Origin of the sequence: Planomicrobium soli, assembly GCF_003014655.1 — a bacterium.
In the GTDB taxonomy this organism is placed as follows: domain Bacteria; phylum Bacillota; class Bacilli; order Bacillales_A; family Planococcaceae; genus Planococcus; species Planococcus soli_B.
The window spans coordinates 221,892-240,053 of record NZ_PYAT01000002.1; the positions used below are offsets into that span (position 1 = coordinate 221,892).

Sequence of the window (18,162 nt, forward strand, 5' to 3'; positions counted from 1 at the left end):
GATGCAGAATGCTAATAAGATGAAGAAATCGGCTCATCTTTCTCATCCTAGAAAGTAATTCCCTCCTGTTCCTCCACCAACCCGAAAATCCGCTCCACTTCGCCCAGAACAAAATTTTCCCGGTGGATGAATAAAAACCCCGCATTCCCCTTCAAGGCAGCTTGGTTTTCGAGCCTGGCCTGAGCCGGTTCAATCCATACAGCCGAGGTTCCCGGTTCCCATTCATAATTATCCGGTTGGTCGCTGCTCTTTTCTTCGTCCAGTAGCTCACAGAGATAATAATGAGAATCCATTTGAAAATATAGATTCTTTTCAAAGCAGTCTTTCCGCTTTTCGGTAACAACCCCGATTTTATTTTTAACCTTACAGTTTATGTATCCCGTTTCTTCCGCCACTTCCCGTACAAGTGCATCCACATAACTTTCCCTTTCTTCCACGCCGCCTCCCGGTAATTCGTAAAATCCTTTTTTAGAATGGACAAGCAAAATCTTCCCGTTCCGGACGATAATAGCTCTTGTTGCCGTTCTGCGGATGATTTTTTCTACGCCTTTCAGCCGTTCTATGGTGCCAAGCAGCTTATTAAAATACATAGGAGCCTCCTCAGTTATATCGGACTTTTAAAACATATTTTCCTTATACATTCTATGGTAGCATATGGAAGTTAAATGCCATTGTTTTATAATAGAGTTCGCTGCACTTATTCAAAAGACAAGTACTTCCGGCCTTCAACCGGAATTTTTTCTAGCAGTAATAATTTTATTTTTCATGAACTTTTTCAGCGTTGCTGTGTCTAATGTATAACAAGAGAGAAATGAGGTGTTGGCTGTGGACGATATCGAAGTTGCCCGAAAAGCGATTCAAGGGGATGAAGAAGCGTTTGTCGCTTTAATGCAACTACATAAAGAAGCCTTGCTGCGGACGGCTTTGGCTTTCCTGAAAAATGAACACGATGCGCTCGAAGCCCTGCAAGAAACGACTTACCGGGCGTTCAAGAAAATTCATGCTTTAAAAGAGCCTGCCTACGCCAAAACGTGGCTGATCCGCATCATGATCAATTATTGCCAGGACCAATTAAAAAAAGACAAACGCTACGCCAGAAATGGACAAGCTGCAGATTCTTCCGTCTCAGACGATCTGGCACAGCTTGAACTGCAGGAAGCCTTGAACACACTGTCTCCCACCGAACAGCAATTGATTTACATGAAATATTTTCAGGACGTCAAAATTAAAGACATCGCAGCCATCGAGAAGATTCCTGAGGGCACCGTGAAATCAAGATTGCACAAAACATTGCGGACGTTGCGCAGGCATTTTGAAGGCAAAGGAGAGATTGATCATGTATGAAAAAGAAGAACAGAAATTGAATGATTTCAAAGACCGCTTGGAACAGGTCCCTCTCCCTTTAGATGCAGCGGACGGAGCGATCATGCAGGGACTCGAGCGGGCAAAGCGCGAAAAAATGCAAATCTATGCTAATCGAAAACGGACGGTTTGGAGCCTGGCTGCCGCTGCACTCCTAATTCTCACGTTAGTGACCACAATCCGTGTGTCCCCCGCTTTCGCTAACGCGGTCGCGGCAATTCCGGGACTGGAGAAATTTGTCGAACTGATTCAAAACGACAAAGGTTTAAGTGCAGTTTTTGAAAATGAATATTACCAGCCGATCGGCGAATCACAAACAATTGGAAGCGCAACATTGACGATTGATGGCGTCATTCTGGATGAATCCGGGATGAATATTTTCTATACGATCCAATCGGCGGTTGATATGGATGATATCACCATCCTTGCACCTGTTTTAGAAAATCAGCAAGAAGTTCCACCTTCCAGCATTTCATTCAATCATCCGATTTCCCAGGAAGATTCACCGAAAATTTATAGAGACATCCTGGGCTTTACGTTTGAAGAACCGGCGAGGTTTGAAGATTTGGCATTCACGCTTAATCTGAAAACGAAATTAGACGGCAAAGAGTTCGACTTTTCCGTACCGTTCACAGTGCCCGAGAATGTAAAACCCAGCGTCACTTATGAGATGAAGGAAGAAGTGGAAGTGGAAGGACAGAAATTCACCATAGAAAACGTGACAATCCATCCGCTGCGTGTCGGCGTCAAAATCTCATTCGATCCGGCTAACACAAAAAAGATCCTTCAGTTTGAGGATATGCGCCTAGAGGATGAGAACGGAGAAATCTGGAGCTCTATATCAAACGGGATTTCGGCGCACGGTGATATCGAAGATGGTGAATTGACTTATTTCCTTCAAAGCAATTACTTTGAAAAGCCGGAAGAACTGTATCTGCGAATCAATAGAATGCAGGCAGTTGATTTGGAAGATTCCTATTTCCTAGTGGACACTGATAAGGATTTATTGGTCCATAGCCCGAAAGACGGCAAGTTGCAGCTCACCAAGTCAAGCCGTACTGGATTTGAAATGACTTTAAAACTAGACCAAGAGCAGGACCCCACTTATGGAATTGACAAGAAGGTCTCCGATGCCAACGGTGTACTCATGGATTTGCGGCATTCTGGAATATCCGATGGGTATGATGGAGGCGTACAAACCATTGATATTGGGTTTGAGGACAATGGTTATCTTAATCCTGTAAAGGTAGAATTGTTTTCCTATCCAAACTACATCGATGGTGATGTTAAAATCGAATTAGAAAAATAAATGACAGCCTCTTGGTTTACTGAGCCTTACTGGCAAAGCAAAAAAAAGACCTCCCTTTGAGTTTTATCGGCTCCTTGGGGGGATCTTCTTATTTAGACGGCTATTATACTGACGGTTTGCTGCAACTGTCTGACCTTAACACCATCAGGCGATTTTTATTGCTTTCTATTTTCTAAGCGGGCTCAGTGCTCCTTAAGCCGAAACGCTGTTTTTTGGTTGTTTCTGATACGAGGTGTCTCTTCGGAAATTGCCCATGACTTCCATCGTCTCGCTGATGCTGACGAAAGCATTCGGGTCAATTTTCTTGATGAGCGGACGCACATGCGCAAGTTCATAGCGCGAGATGACAGAATAAAGCACTTTCACTTTGTTTCCTGAATAAGCGCCCTCGCCGTCTGTCACGGTAATGCCCCGCTGCAGATTCTCAAGAAGTTCTTTTTTGACAGACTCTCCCTTGTTTGTAACTACCATCAAGCTCAGCTTGATGTGGCGGGTATGGATTCGGTCAACGACAAGGCCTGTGATGTAGATTGAAGCCATCGTATACATCGCAAGCTCCCATGAAAAGATAAAACCTGAAACAAATACGACAAGGCTGTTCATGCCGAACACCAAAAAGCCAAGTGGGATGTCGCGCTTCAACGTCAGGAGCAGACCAATTACGTCAAAGCCCCCAGTCGAACCGAAAGCGCGGATGATGAATCCGACGCCAACACCGACAAGCACACCTCCGAATACCGACGACAGCAAAGCATCTTCTGTCAGTTTCACTACTGGGATATACAGCATGGCAATCGATGTGACCGCTACCGAATAGATACTATTAAAGATAAAGATTTTACCGAGTTTCATCCAACCAAGTACTAAGATCGGGATGTTCAAGACAATCAGCCAGATCCCGGCATTGACCGGCGTCATTAAACTGAAAATCATTGCGATTCCTGTTATGCCACCAGATAAAATTTCATGCGGCAGTAACAGCATATTGAATGCGAATGCAAGCAGGATTGATCCTGCGAAAATAACAGCAAGGCTGTAAAATTTGTTCATGTTAATTCTCCGTTTCACCTGAATTTATTGCTTTAAAAAAGACCGCACCTATTTTCGCTCGGCCATCTATAGTTTAAGCACAATGCTACAGATTATAGGGTATAGACTTAACAGAACGCAAGTTTAAATAACAGGTTTAAAAGAAACTATTTAGTAGAAACATTGCATCTTATTCAAAGATTTGCCTGAATCCAAAAAGGCGTTTCCGCTATCTTCTCTGAGTAGCGAAAACGCCTTTCTCTGTCAATTTTCAAAATAGCTTTCAGTATTTTGCAGTTTCCGATAAAACGTCTTTGAATCAGGAAAGTGCCTGCTTCAAGAGAATTTCAGTTATGCCAGCTTCTGCCCACAGTTCGGGCAGAACTTCGCGCCACTGACTTTCTCGCCGCAGTTTGGGCAGAAATTCGGCCCTTTGGCATCACCGCTTGCTGTTGGAGCGTCTTGACTGCCGGCATTTTGTTCGCTGCCGGATTCTTTTTGGTTGTTCATCATTTCCTTTGCAATGTTCATGCCCATCATCATGCCGGCCATATCGGAAGCGGTGTTGGAGCCAGATGATTTGCCCATCGCATCAGCGACAGAAATCTGCTGGTATTTTGAGACATCCCCAACCATGCCGATAGAGGCATTTTTGTTGATCATGTCCTGAATTTCCTGCGGGTAGTTGAAGCTCATGATCTGGAAGCCGGTAACTTTCATGCCATCGTCCATGACTTCCATATTGAGATCATCCAATATCCCTTTGCCGATTTCATGGGCATTCGCCTGCAAGTTGAACATGTTCTGGCCTTCCTTGGAGATCCATTTCATCAACAGCTGATCGAGTACAGCCGTCAGGCGGATCTTCACTTCCTCCACCAAGTAGCTGTCCCGGACTCCTGCAATCTTGTCAATCAAGTTCACGTAATCGTTGACCGTAAATTGGAACGTGCCGTTTGCGCGGATCGGCATGCCGCCTGGAAGCCCCGGCGCTGGAATATTGATCGGGTTTTTTGTGCCCCATCTGACAACAAATTCTTTCGTGTTGACGAAAAGCACTTCGACCCGCATGCCGCTGTTGAAGCCGAAACGGAAGCCTTTCAATGTCGACAAGAACGGCACGATTTGCGATTCGATGTCGTAGTCGCCGTCTTCTGTAAATATCCCTTCAACCCGTCCGTTATTCAAAAAGATGGCATCCTGGCCGGGACGGATGATTAATCGGCTGCCTTTTTTAATTTCCCGATTTTTCCACTTCCAAAAAATCATATCGTCCCTGAACTCATCCCATTCCACCACATCTGAAAATTGATTTCCGAAAAACGCCATACTCTTCATCCCTTTCTTTTATTCGATTAATCCTTAGAAACTGCGGCCGCCTCCGCTGAAGGAGCGGCCACCGGCAGTTGTTCCACCACCGCCAAAACCGCCACCGCCGCCTTTGTTTTGCGGAACTCTGCGCCGTGATACCGTCTTGTTTCGGAAACGGTCCATTTCGCTCCTGACCCGGGTGTTGTTCTGGTCAATATATGTCGATGAAGTAGTGGTGACCCGTCCACCGACGCCCGCAAGCATCGAACCGACAACTATGCCGCCGAGCAGCAGTGATACTGCCAAGTGAAACCAAGTCTTTAAGAAAATACTCTCCGGATTGACGCCCGGACGGTATTCCATATAGCGGCTTGATGTCTCCACTGTTTTCCGGAAAGCGCCGCCGTAGTCGCCGACCCGCAGATTAGGCACAATCCGGTCAAGCACAAGGTCGACCCGGCTGTCGTCAAGTTTTGTTTGGGCTGTGCCGAAGCCAGCCAAGTATACTTCCCGGCTACCCATATCGATCGTCAGTAAAACCGCATTTTCCTGATTGTTCTCCTCCGCCCACTGGTCAAAAAAATCGCCCATGTATTTTACGATTGTATCTCCGCCCGTGGAGTCTGTGGAGAGAAATAGAAAATCGGTGCCTTCTTTTTGGCTATGCTGCGCTGCAAAAGCTTCCAGCTCCGCTATTTGCGACTCGGTCAAAAGCCCGGCGTTGTCCATGATGTGCTGATCGGTTTGGGCAAATGCAGGCCAGCCTCCGATGGTTATAAAAAACAGCATCAATAATAGCGCAACCGGCATTTTCAAATTCATCCTTCTCACCAAAGAACACCCCCTACCGCATACGAAATAGCTTTCATCACAACAAATGCGGAAGCGGCGATGCCCGTGAACCAGCCGACAACTTTGGCTTTGCTGATCGGCGGTCTGCCGACCACTTTACCTGTCTGGCCATTCATCGCAAAAGTGTGTTCTTTGTTCTCGAAATCGTAATAAACCATCCATACCGGAAGCAGCGTATAGTACACCTTGTTTTTCTTAGCCTCAATGTGTTTATCCGTGTAGCTGACAGACGAATAACCCGAAACCGTTGTACTGATAAACGAGTCGATGTACGGCACGATCTTTGATTGCACACGCGAGAACAAGGCTTCATCGTCATAATCGTATTTCTCCGCAAGAAAACCGGCAAGGTAAGGCATACGAAAGTCTTTGAGGTCACCATAGTTATAAGGTTCGAGCTTATCCATCAGTTCATCATCCATTTTCTCTGACGCGTCTGCCGGCACTTTCAAATAACTGATGTCAATTTCCCGGCGGACGTCGTAAAAATCTGTCTCTGTATAGATGGTGTCCCCGCGCTGGTATTGGCGTATCCGCGTTGCAACTGCTGCCACATCTGCGGTTCCTTCAATATCATAGAGCCAGAACGGCACATACATCCCGGTCATCTTCTTGATTCGGTCTCCGCTCATAAAGCCCCTCGGTGTCAGACGGCCATTGCGCGTCCATTTGCGAAATGCGGCGACAGCTTCTTCTTTGCTGACGGTGAAAGGAATCACTTTCGCAGGAGCAAAGTCGCCGGACAGCCGGTCAGCAAGTACGACCGGTGCCCCACAGAAGCTGCAATGCGTCGCAGTCGTATTTGCTTCTGTCAAAATAACCGCGCCGCAGTTTTCGCAATGGTACTCTTTCGCTTCTTCCGGCTCGAACTTCCGCTGGATGTTCGCTTCCGGAAATGTTTCAATATCATCCTGCCTGCCGCAGCTCGGACAGGATAGCTTGCCCGAATCGCTGTCGAACGCCATGTCTGATCCGCAATTCGGACATTTATATTGAGTGACCATTCCATCTCCCTCCCTTCACACAGCCCAATACATAGTTCTGGTCTATACTCATTGCCCGTTTTTGCTTACTTGGCTTTTCAGCGCCGCGAGCTCATCGTCTACGTTAATGCCGTCTTTTAGTGACTCGGAATCCTTGTCTGCGCTTGTATTATCATCATACTTCGAAGCAAGGTCCTTGATATCCAGTTCTGAACTTTTCCGAAGTTCCGCCAGCGCCATCGCTTCGTCGAGCTCGAAGTTGATTTTTTCTTCCATCTGGTCAAACGCCGACATGCGGGCACCCGTGCTGCTTACCGACGAATGCAGGTCGTTCATCTTTTTCTGCGCTTTCGCAACCGCTGCTCTTCCTTTTAGTTCTGCGCGGCGCGATTCCAGCTCCCCAATATCCGACTCCAGTTTGCCATGCATCTGCCGCATCTGTACTGTGTTCGCAGAGGCAAGTTCGACAGCTGTTTTCCGGTCCCGTTCCTTCTCGGTCAGTTCAACTTTCCGCTGCAGGAATTTCCGTGCGTCGTCTTCATTCCCTGCTTCCAAAGCCTTCACCGCATAACGCTGCATATCATTGATCTCTTTTTGCAGTTCCTCAAGTTCCCGGCGCTCACGCTTCTCGGCTGCCATAATTGCAGCCGTCTCCGCCTTTACTTTTCCGAGGTCGCTGTTCAAATCACGCACATACTGGTCAATCATTTTCTCCGGGTTCTCCGCCTTATCCAGCATTGCGTTAATGTTGCTCGCCATAATGTCTCTGAACCGTTTTAGAATTTCCATTGTGATTCTCCTTTTTTATGGATTGGGGGACTGATACGCATTTCCTCTTTAAAGACGAATACCCTTTACCATTTCGGGTTAATCCTATTAAACTTTACTGCTTTTGGCGGCGAAAGGTTTCAAAATTATCCAAATTGAATAGAGTTTCCGGATGAAAATCAAAACCCCCTCACCTCAAGTTACATGGCTTACCAAGGTGAAAGGTTTATTTAATGTGGTGGTTTATCTCACTTTCTACTTCAAACTCAAACCGCGCGTTCCTTCCATTTCTCCAATACCGCTTTTTCCTTTTCCGCATCAAGCCCCGCTTTCCGGTCTCCCGCGGCGCGTCCTGATTCCCACTCGAGCGTATCGCGGACAGTGTCGCTCAATGGCCGGAATACAAGCCCATTGCGCAGCGCTTTCCCAATATCGATTGCTAAAAAACCGTCCATATTTTCCCGGTCCGGTATCCAAAGCGGCATTTCTGACCAGTACTGAACACCGTTTGAAAGGAGAAACTCTTCGTCCGCCCAAACCAGTTCGGCATCGCTCCCAGTAGCCGCTTTGCACTCTTCCAAAAATTGCTCCATCGTCAATGGTGATTCTGGGCCGGTCGCATTAAAAGTTCCCGCCACGTTTTCTTCGACCATGCGGAGAATCCACTCGGCCAAATCCCGAACATCTATAAACTGGACTTTCTTGCTTTTTCGTCCCGGCGCCAGTACCTTCCCGCCTTTTGCCAACCGGCTCACCCAATAGTTAAAGCGATCCGAATAATCATATGGCCCCACAATCAGCCCCGCCCGAACGATCAAGTTGCGTTCAGGATAAGCTCTCTTTACTTCTTGTTCACATAAATACTTCAATTCGCCGTAGTATTCGTAAGAAGCAGGAGCAGCGGCTTCTTTCTCCAGCTCTTCCACTTTCCCGGGTGGCAATAAATTGACCGAATGATTCTCGTCAATACCTGGATTCTCCAAGTTATTATAGACAGACGCGCTGGAGATGAACGTGTAATGGCCAACTGCACCGGCGAGCAGTTCGGCTGATTCCCGTACAGTCCATGGAACAAATCCACACGTATCGATCACCGCATCCCATGTCCGGCCCTCTAGCGCTGTCAAGTTGTTGTTCCGGTCCCCGATCAGCTTTTCCGCCTCCGGAAACAAATCCGGGTTTTCTTTCCCACGGTTGAATAAGGTTACCTCATGCCCTTTCTGAAGCGCCGTCTCTGTCAGAAAGCGGCCCAAAAACCGGGTACCGCCAAGAATTAATAATTTCATTTCCATTCCCCTTTCTTTTCAGTGAGGTTTCTTTTAAAGCGTATTCGCTATTTGTTTTGCAAAATCCTTCATCGGGCTTGAAGGCGGCAGATGCGTTAAGCTCTACTTTCCGCATCCTAATTTCCAAATAAAAAAGAACGAATCCTTTTGCAGAGGATTCGTTCTTTCATCAATTATTTAAGTTCTTCGGTTGTAACTTCTTTGTACTGATAATCTGCGGGATTAACAGGGGTGAAGCCTTCAGGAGAATAAAATCTCAACAAATCGCCATTGACTGTCTGATCCGACAGATGCAATTTGTAGATTCCTTGCTCTTGTAATTTCTTCGCCTGTTCCAGCTGATCCTCCGCTAACGGCAAACCGCTTTTCCGGTCATAGAACGTATCGCCGATTGAGTATATTTCAGGACTGACAAAATCACCGTTTCTGAATGTCACCAATTCCTCGTGTTCTTTAGACAATAGGTCTGTACCAAAATAAATATTGTCCTGGGTTTCAACACCAAGCAAGTGCATGACTGTCGGCAGAAGGTCGATTTGGCCGCCATACGTATGATTGACGCCGCCTTTCATGCCTGGTACGTGGATAAACAACGGAACCCGCTGCAAATCCGCATTGTCAATCGGTGTGATTTCTTTGGATAGGATTTGCTCCATCGCGCTATTGTGGTTTTCGGAAATTCCGTAATGGTCGCCATACATTACGATCATCGTATTATCCGCCAAACCTGAATCTTCCAATTCCGCAAAGAATTGTTCAATTGCCTCATCGGCATACCGAGCCGTCTGGAAAAAGTTATCGACACTGGTATCGCCAGTTGCAGCTTTTTCGATGGTCGTCAATTCCTGGTTGATATTATAAGGGAAATGATGCGCCACTGTGATGAACTTCGTATAGAAAGGTTCCGGCAATGTTTCAAGCAGATCCACCGACTGTTCAAAGAACGGCTTATCCAGTATGCCGTATTCAGCCATATCCATATCCGTAAGTCCGGTATAAGATTTGATATCAAAGAAATGGTCGTAGCCGAATGATTTGTAGATTTCGGACCGGTTCCAGAACGTCGCATTGTTGCCATGGAACACAGCCGATTTATACCCTTTGTCTTTTAAATCAGCAGGCGCTGCCTGGTACGTATTTTTGCCTTTTGTGATAAAGGCGGAACCTTTCGGCAACCCGAACAATGAATTTTCAAGCATGAATTCCGCATCCGAAGTTTTGCCTTGCGCCGTCTGGTGATAGAAGTTATCGAAATACAGCGTATTTGAATCGCCAATCAAGGAATTCAAGAAAGGCGTTACTTCTTCTCCGTGCAATTCATAGTTCATCAGAAACGTCTGGAACGATTCCAAATGCACGTAAACGACATTCATCCCTTCAGCTGCACCAAAATACGCTTTGTTTGGCGGCGCGTAATTGGATTTTGTGTAATTCAATACTTCCGTTACGCTGTCGCTGTCAGCCATTACTCGCTGGGAAGAGGATTTTAAACTTTCAACCGTGTCGTAAAGCGTGTAATTGTACATGCCCAAATACTTTACAATATAATTTCTGTCAAATCCACGCGTCAATAATTGCGGACGGTCGCCTTCCGCCATGGCCAGATTCAAGAACGAAATGGCCAGTGCCATGGTGATGGCTGGAATGACCGCTTTGGTTCTGAAGTTCCGTGCATCTTTTTTAATTCTTTTCGAAAATACCAGAATCGACAAGACAGCCACATCCATGAAGAAAAGAGCATCGGTTGGCTGCATCAATGTCAGAACACTGCCGCCCAAATCGCCGAAATTTTGCGTCTGGAACAAGGTTGGCAACGTGATAAAATCACTGAAAAACCGATAGTAAACCACGTTTGAATAAAGCAGGATAGACAAAAATGTGTAAATTCCAAGAAGCGATATGTACTTCCAGGTTCCTTTAAAAAAGAGCGACACGCTCAATAGAAGCATCGCCGATCCAAGTGGATTGATGAACAGCAGAAATTCCTGAAACCCTCCATCCACACCCAGGTTAAACTGCGTTTTTTGGGAAATGTAGGTTTTCATCCACAGCATTACAACAGCCAGCAGAAAAAGAGGAATAAATTTATTTATATTTTCTTTATCAAACATTTTTATATTTTTCATAATACACCTTCTCACAAATGGTCTTCACGGGAACTTCTGGGACATGGAACTAAAAAAGCTTGAAGCCGCATAACCTCAAGCGCAGTTTTGATAAATGATAACAAATTCCATTTTACTTGAAAATGAAGCAAAATGACAGTTTAAGGTTTCTTCTGACTATTTGCGGACGCGACTTGGTAAAACCAATCATTGCAATAGCAGGATAAAACGAAACATTCGTCTGACTAACTATTAGACGGCCCCCAAGCTAATAAGTTCCTTCTTTCTAAAAACTTCCCTGCAATTTTTACCTATCCTGACCAATGAATAAACGCCATCTATATTACATAGATGGCGTCAGTCTTTACACAAAATCTAGATTTAAAGAAAAATGATAGATAAAACCAACCGGATCGGCCACTTCGCTTTCCGTGGGCTCGGCTTCAGTCTCCTCGCCGTTTCACGCCTCCGGGGTCTTCAGCTCGAGTCGCTCCGTCGTTTCACTCCGTCACTGCTCCCACAGGAGTCTTCGTAGCTGGCCCGGTTAGGCGTCTCTCTTGAATTCAGGAAACGATTTCAACACACTGCTCCCACTGCAGTAGTAACCATCGTCTTCGCATTTTGCTTCAGGCTCTGTAGCGCAAGGGGGCGACTCCAGCGGGACAGCGAAGTGCCGAAATCCACTCGGGACTTGTTTCGAGTTAGTTCGGCGCGAGCCCGAGGAAAGCGTCCTCCTGGAGCGAAGGAGACGGTATGCCTCTATTATTACAAGTAATTTCATTCAAAAAAATAAACTCTTATTCTTACATTTACAGGCCCAAGCCATCCATATCAAATAGACGGCGTTTCAGCTAATTTTGAAGTTCTTTTTGTTTGTCCATCGCTTCACGCCATTTTACTACTTCTTGTTCCTCTATTTGTTTCGCCAGCGTTTCATCCCATCCGCCAATCATTCCATTCCAGACACGAGCATAAAAAATATCCTGTTTTTGGTCGTATAATTGAAATTCGATGCACGGGATGGATTCTGTGCCGAGTTCTTCACATCCAATAACGTCCGTCACGATAACTTGAAAATTCTCTTCTGCGGAACCCGACTCCTCTTTTGAAAGCAGCTCGTATATTTCGTCCCAATCCACGGTCCCGTCTATTGCATAGCGGTAAGTCGGAAGTATTTTTTCAGCTTCCGGATTCGTTTGATCAGACGCTAATCGATATTCGCCATGCACGTGACTGTAAAAGATGGGGGCCTGATCTTCTTCCATATCTTCTTCAAAAATGCCTTTGCCGAGGTAGTCATGTCCTTTGGCTGTCAGTTTATAGCCCTGCTTTTCAAGCCGGACTAAACCCGTCCGCTCCATCTTGCCGATCAAATCATGAATAAACAATTCTTCGACCAACAACATGTCAGCCAGCGTGGCGGCTCGCCGGATATCCGTTTCCTGAAAAGCCAGCAGCAGCATTTTCATCAAGATATCCATCTTAAAGCGTTTCACTCTACTAAAAGATACGTTATAGGAGCGAATGGGCAATTGCCAAAGTTCGTTCTTGATGATGGAGATATCCTGGTTGCTTAATAAATTTGACCGCAGTTCCCTCATTAATTTATCCATGCGTTCACCCCCTGCTGCCCGTTAATGCTTTCAAGCCGTTTTTCTTTTTCACTACGTCCAATACGTGCTTATACATTTGTTTTGTTTCTGTTTTTTTCGCGCGCTTCGTAAACATTTGGGAACTGCCGACCAAAACCAGCAATTCTTTGGCGCGTGATAACGCTACGTTCAACCGGCGGTAATCTTTCGCAAACCCGATATCGCCGTGCGGGTTCTGGTTGTTGCGGACCATACTGAGGAGAATAATCTCCATTTCGCTTCCTTGGAAGCGGTCGACTGTTCCCGTTTTGATTGTCAGGTGCGGCAACCGCAGCTCCTGGTCGATCAACCGCTGCAGCCGTTTTACTTGTTCCCCGTAAAAACTGATAACGCCTATGCTCTTCAGGTGGTCTTGTTGGATTCTCCCTGCCTTTTTTGCTTCCCCAACCGCACTATTCAACTCCACCAACAATCGGCTGATTTCCTGCAGCTCCACAGGGTTGTACAGGCTCTTGCCACCGCTCATCCGTTCTTCAAAATACGCCGGTTCATTCGGCAGATCGAGCCACATAAGATGGTTAGTACGGTTGACTAAGTTTGATTCGAGCAAATGGTCGCGGTCCCGGTCGGAATCCGGGAGTCCGCACTGCAACTGCTTGTTTTCGAGGCGATAGAACGGCGAAATGGTCTCCATGATATCCGCATGCATCCGGTATTGGATCGCAAGCATCGTCTTGTTGGTCTCCGGCAAATTTTTGTACAAGCGCTCAAACAGCGACTCTTCCAAAAGCTTCTCCAATTCGCGCTTTTCTTCAAACCCGCTATTTTCTTTGATCATTTCTTCAAGCGTTTCCTCCAGCGTGTCGTTGCCAAGAAGGGGCGGCAATTGATGATGGTCCCCGACTAGAATGATTTTCTTGCCTTTCAGCATCGGCAGCAACAATTCCGGCGGTGTGGCTTTTGACACTTCATCAATAATGACCACATCAAAAGCCGGGTAATTGTCCACAAAATCCTTGCGTGCAGAAGCGACGCAAGTCGTCCCGATTACATTGGCGTGCTTGATATACATTTTGCGGATTTCATCCAAGTCATGGTCGTTCGCTTCTTCCAACAAGTCCAGCCACTTCTTTTGAATCGATTGCAGCAATGGCAGATTTTTCTGTTCCTGTTTTAGCGACTCTTTTGTGAATGAAAGGCTGGCCATCTTTTTACCCGCTTCTTCAAATTGGGCTTCAGGATTTGCAGAAAGAACTTCTCTTAAAGAGTTCATCTCTTTTTCGTTGAAGGAAATGCTTTCCTGTAGACTGGCAATTTCCTCATTCAGTTCGGCAATTGCTGTTTTATTCGCTTCAAATTCATTTGTTTGTTGGACGTGTTCTTTTTGGTGTTCTTCCACAAGCTGCTTGGCCTGTTCATACAAAGCTCTTTCTTTTCGAAGTTCCGCGAGTTCGACCTGCTGCTCTTCGATTGCCTCGTCAATATTGATGGCTAGATGAGCCACATCCGACAACTGTTGGATTTGCCGTTCGAGCGGCACGCCTTCCAGCCGCTTTGTCTCCAGCTCCTCCAGCCACTTCTGGTCCAAGTCGAAGAAATGTTGCTGCTGTTTCATCGTTTGTTCATGCAGGACTTTTTTCAAGCCCTGGAAAGTCCGTTTGGAATCCTCTATATAAGCGTCAGCGGTTTTCAGCTTCGCCCCTCTTCTCCAAAGGTCGTTTTGCCGCTTGTATAAACCAGTGAGCGCTTTTGCGAGAATTGCGGGTTCATTCCGCCTTGAGCTCTTCAACACTTCTCTCAGCATTTCCAGAAAATGATCGATATCAGCAGATGTAAAAGATTCTGCCGCTGCGGCTGCCTGTTGCTTCAGCTCATCAATAGAAAGATTCGCAGCCACTGCTAACGGATCAACATAGGAAATCGCAGCCGCTATCGACTCGTTGTATTTCTTCAGCTTCCCCCATACATCCATCTTGTCACGGTTCACTTCTAACTTATTAATGCCGTACGTAATGGCAGGAACTTCCTCGATCTTTTGATCGGCCATTATCTGCAGTAAGCCATCGACTTTTTTCGTACCTTCAATTCTATCAAGCACTTTTTTCTTCTCGGCAAGTTCGGCCAATACCTGATCCCGTTTTCCAGCTATCGCAGCCATGTCCAGCTTTTTTTCAGCCAGTTCTGCTTCCAGCTTTTTTTTTAGCCGAGCACGCTCGAACTGCTGGATTTCATGTAAGATCCGATTTTGTTCTTCCTGAAACCACTCCATCGTTTTGCTTCCAAGAAGAGCCTGGTCCTTCTGAATCGATTCTTCAAGCGCCTGCAATTTTTGTTCGATGTCCCACTTTTGCCGGACTGCCTTTTCTTTAAGAATTTCAAAACCTTGAAGTTTGTTGTGTTCTTCTCCCAGCGCCGATTGAATCCTGCGTTTTTTCTCCAGCGCCGCTTTTTTGTTTTCAATAGCGGCCGCTAACCGTTCATAAATAGGTTGAAGCTCCTTATAAGCTTGTTCCGTTTCCTCTAGTTCCCGCTCCAGCTCCAGTCCGCGGTTTTTGCGCATTTCATATTGGGCCGTTATCTCTTTAAGGGTATTGTCTTTCCAGTATTGGCCGACGTTTTCTTCGATAAACTTCTTGCCGTCTTCTTCGATGCTTTCTGTCCGGCCAACGCGGAGAATCCGGATATCTTTATTTGCCAATAACCGGCCGAGTGCATTATCGACCGCCAAATTGGACTGCGAAGCAACAAGCGTCTTCAAGCCTTTTTTCGCATTTTGAAGGCAGATCTCCGCAATAACCGTCGTTTTCCCTGTTCCCGGCGGGCCTTGAATCACATACAAATCTTCAGCTGCCACAGCGCCGGACACCGCTCGTTGCTGAAATTCGTTCAACCTGTTGTGAAAGGTGAGTTTTTCCATGGGCTTGAGCGGTGCGACTTTCGGCTTCTCTTCAAACAATAGGCGATCGAGATTCGGATTTATCGCCAGACCCTTTTCCAAATTCGTAAACCCTTGGCGCAGTCTTCTGATTTGGCTCAAAGCCGCGAAATTACTGAAGACCACTTCTCTTTTGGGGAGCGTATGCCCTTTCTCGCGGAGCTGCTTGACGATGTAATTTTGCAGTTCGATTTCAACAGACAGGTTTGTTGCTTTAATGACGGTTCCGACGTCCCCGTCAATGCCGGCAAGCCGGACGCTTAGACCTCTCAGTGTTTTCCATTCGTTGTCTTTCAATCCGCAGCCAGTCAACGTAATCCGGCTGAAATCATGGTTAAACGCCAGCTTTGAATAACCGGTTTTGATATCCGGAATATCCATTCCTTGCTCCTGAATTTTCAAATAGCCTTCCCAGCTGCCGATCCGTTTTTTCACGTAATCGGAACGCTCTTTTGCCGGCGTCATCCGGTTGATCAAATTGATGAGTGTTACCGGAGCCGGGTCACGGGAATTATTAAAAACAAAAGATTCCTCCCGCTGCCAATTTGTCCCAAGCACTTGATAATTTTTTCGGAGCGTCACGTTCGTCACGAGCAGTTGATGATTCGTGAATATGCAGTGAAGGACAACGGATCCTTCCAGTTCTTTCCCTGCCAAACGGCCATTCTCAGCCCGTTCAAAAATCAGCGCAACCGAAAGAGCGCCATCGGGAGTTGTTGGATACCTTTCGATAAACACTTTAAAAGGGTTGTCCGCAATAAAAAATGAGCGTTCGCTAATGCCGAACCCGCCCATTTTTTCCGTAGCTGTTTTTGTGAATCGTAATGAAGTTTTATGTATACTTATCGTTGCGTTTGCCACTTTATCACCTGTTCTGTAAAACTGAAAATCTTTATATGAATAGATATATCGAAGTCATTTAATAATGATTAATCAATCTGGGCTCTTTCTGTTTTTCATCTAATCATCATACCATCTATCCAAGAAAATTATCTTCTTTAAATTTGAAGAAATAAAGGCGCCACCTTCGAGACAGCAGAACGGCTTTATGCCTCCCATAATAAAAGAGTTCAGTCTCTGATTGCCAGAATACTCGTCCAGTTGGTCACTATAAAAAACAGTTTTCGCCGTTTGAGACATCTTCCTTCTATTCTCACATTTTTTATGAATACAAAAATCCACCCCTTGATAAATCATGCGGGGTGGATTTTTATAGGATATATCTTTTACTGGATTATCCAGAAGTGTTCCTTGGCCAGGAAGCATTTCTTTAAATGAAGAACGGTATGAATAAGCTGGCCAAAAGCAAGATCAACGCGCCGCCAAGACGCGAGGAGATTTGTGCAAATGGCATCAATTCCATTCTTCTGGCAGCGGATAAAACGGCGACATCGCCAGTTCCGCCCATATTCGCCATACAAAGTCCCGCTGTAATCGCAGCTTCGATCGGATAAAAGCCCATAAATTTCCCGATCACTCCTGAACCGATCACCGCTCCCAAAACGACCGCCAAAACAATCAGCACGTATTGAACGCTCAAAGCATTAAGAACCGCTTCCAAATCCGTATATGCTACGCCGATTCCGACCAAAAGGGCATTGGTCCAGTTTCGCGCAACAAATTCATACCATTGGCTTGCGCCTTCTACTATCACTTCCGGCATTACATTAGCCACTTTCAGCATCGCAACCAGAATAATCATAATGGCATAAGGATGCAGCGGTATGAAATCACCTAGAATATTGCCTAGAATATAGAACGATACAGCTGCCAATACCCCGATGCCCATCTTAGCCAAATTGTATTCCGGTGTTTCCTTTTTCTCATAATAGAAACCTCTGATCAATTGACCATTCCCGGTCAGACTCGGGTACTTGTTCCCGATCAAGTTTAAGACGCTGGCAAGAATAATGGCAAAGACGTTCCCGAGCGCCAGGGCCGGAACAAGGATTGATAAATAATAGCCAGGTTCATTTCCGAGCATTTCAGAATAGACTTGAGACATCGGCACAGCGCCTGCGCCCATACCGCCGCCCATGATCGGCATTGCGATGACGAGCACCGCTTCTTGTACGCTAAACCCAAGAATCAGTCCCACTAATGCGGCAAGGGCAACGGCGCCGGCTACTGAAGCCAGCAGCGGCAACGCATAACGGACCCCTGCTTTCACTAGTATTTTCGACTCCATTCCCAAAATGCTTCCCGTAATCAATGCAGCGATATAGAAGTTCAAGAAATCGCTGTCTTTCATAAATTCAGAAATGACCGTGGCCGTACTTTCAGGCATAAGTCCGCTATAGACCATATACGCAGAACCGAAAATGGCTACGATTGCGCCGCCACCTAAAAACGTGCGGACGATCGGTGTATGGTTGCCGAACCATCCGAGCAGTTCTCCCAGTACCATCATGATCAGCAAACCGCCGATCATGCCGGCTGGCAGGTTTTCCGTATACATTGCGTAAATCGCAATTACTGAAAAGATGCCAAACCAGAGAATCGGCATATTAAAAATTGTAAATTTCCCTCTATCTTTTTTCAATGGCACCTCTGACGGTACTTGTTGTTTCGTATCTTTCATTTCTGCTCACCCCGTCTTTTTTACTTTAAACAACTTATCCGTTGCCCTT

The 18,162-nt window shown here is 46.0% G+C and carries 13 protein-coding genes; 2 read left to right on the forward strand and 11 right to left on the reverse strand.

What is annotated here, in order from left to right:
• Positions 1–47 precede the first annotated feature (47 nt).
• On the reverse strand, positions 48–590 hold the full coding sequence (locus tag B0H99_RS03305) for an NUDIX hydrolase (RefSeq protein ID WP_106532210.1): 543 nt from the start codon (positions 588–590) through the stop codon (positions 48–50).
• 235 nt (positions 591–825) lie between these two features.
• Here B0H99_RS03305 and B0H99_RS03310 point away from each other — a divergent pair, with 235 nt between their 5' ends.
• Positions 826–1,344: a sigma-70 family RNA polymerase sigma factor gene (locus tag B0H99_RS03310; RefSeq protein ID WP_106532370.1), complete on the forward strand. Its 519-nt coding sequence runs from the start codon at positions 826–828 to the stop codon at positions 1,342–1,344.
• On the forward strand, positions 1,337–2,671 hold the full coding sequence (locus B0H99_RS03315; protein ID WP_106532211.1) for a DUF4179 domain-containing protein: 1,335 nt from the start codon (positions 1,337–1,339) through the stop codon (positions 2,669–2,671). The genes B0H99_RS03310 and B0H99_RS03315 overlap by 8 nt, the downstream gene beginning before the upstream one ends.
• Before the next feature lie 192 nt (positions 2,672–2,863).
• Here B0H99_RS03315 and B0H99_RS03320 read toward each other — a convergent pair whose 3' ends face one another.
• The 10 genes from B0H99_RS03320 to B0H99_RS03370 all read right to left on the reverse strand — a co-directional run bounded on the left by B0H99_RS03320 (position 2,864) and on the right by B0H99_RS03370 (position 18,113).
• Positions 2,864–3,721, reverse strand: coding sequence for a YitT family protein (locus B0H99_RS03320; RefSeq protein ID WP_106532212.1), 858 nt, complete (start codon positions 3,719–3,721; stop codon positions 2,864–2,866).
• A 330-nt stretch (positions 3,722–4,051) separates the two neighbouring features.
• Positions 4,052–5,029, reverse strand: a complete 978-nt coding sequence (locus tag B0H99_RS03325; protein ID WP_106532213.1) for an SPFH domain-containing protein — start codon at positions 5,027–5,029, stop codon at positions 4,052–4,054.
• Positions 5,030–5,062: 33 nt separating this feature from the next.
• Entirely contained in the window at positions 5,063–5,833 is a 771-nt protein-coding gene (locus tag B0H99_RS03330; RefSeq protein ID WP_106532371.1) for a TPM domain-containing protein, read from the reverse strand.
• A 5-nt stretch (positions 5,834–5,838) separates the two neighbouring features.
• On the reverse strand, positions 5,839–6,867 hold the full coding sequence (locus tag B0H99_RS03335; protein ID WP_106532214.1) for a TFIIB-type zinc ribbon-containing protein: 1,029 nt from the start codon (positions 6,865–6,867) through the stop codon (positions 5,839–5,841).
• Positions 6,868–6,915: 48 nt separating this feature from the next.
• The gene (locus tag B0H99_RS03340; protein ID WP_106532215.1) at positions 6,916–7,635 is read right to left on the reverse strand and encodes a PspA/IM30 family protein; all 720 of its coding nucleotides are present in this window, start codon (positions 7,633–7,635) and stop codon (positions 6,916–6,918) included.
• Between the two features lie 245 nt (positions 7,636–7,880).
• Positions 7,881–8,900 carry an SDR family oxidoreductase gene (locus B0H99_RS03345; RefSeq protein ID WP_106532216.1) on the reverse strand — a complete coding sequence of 340 codons (1,020 nt, stop codon included), beginning with the start codon at positions 8,898–8,900 and terminating at the stop codon, positions 7,881–7,883.
• Positions 8,901–9,073: 173 nt separating this feature from the next.
• The gene (gene ltaS / locus B0H99_RS03350) at positions 9,074–11,026 is read right to left on the reverse strand and encodes a lipoteichoic acid synthase (protein WP_106532217.1); all 1,953 of its coding nucleotides are present in this window, start codon (positions 11,024–11,026) and stop codon (positions 9,074–9,076) included.
• Positions 11,027–11,856: 830 nt separating this feature from the next.
• Positions 11,857–12,618 (reverse strand): hypothetical protein, encoded by a 762-nt coding sequence (locus B0H99_RS03355; protein ID WP_106532218.1) that lies wholly within the window; start codon positions 12,616–12,618, stop codon positions 11,857–11,859.
• Positions 12,619–12,622: 4 nt separating this feature from the next.
• Complete coding sequence (locus B0H99_RS03360; protein WP_245894369.1) at positions 12,623–16,393, reverse strand: AAA domain-containing protein; 3,771 nt, start codon at positions 16,391–16,393, stop codon at positions 12,623–12,625.
• Positions 16,394–16,802: 409 nt separating this feature from the next.
• Positions 16,803–18,113, reverse strand: a complete 1,311-nt coding sequence (locus B0H99_RS03370) for a 2-hydroxycarboxylate transporter family protein (RefSeq protein WP_106532220.1) — start codon at positions 18,111–18,113, stop codon at positions 16,803–16,805.
• Positions 18,114–18,162: the final 49 nt, after the last annotated feature.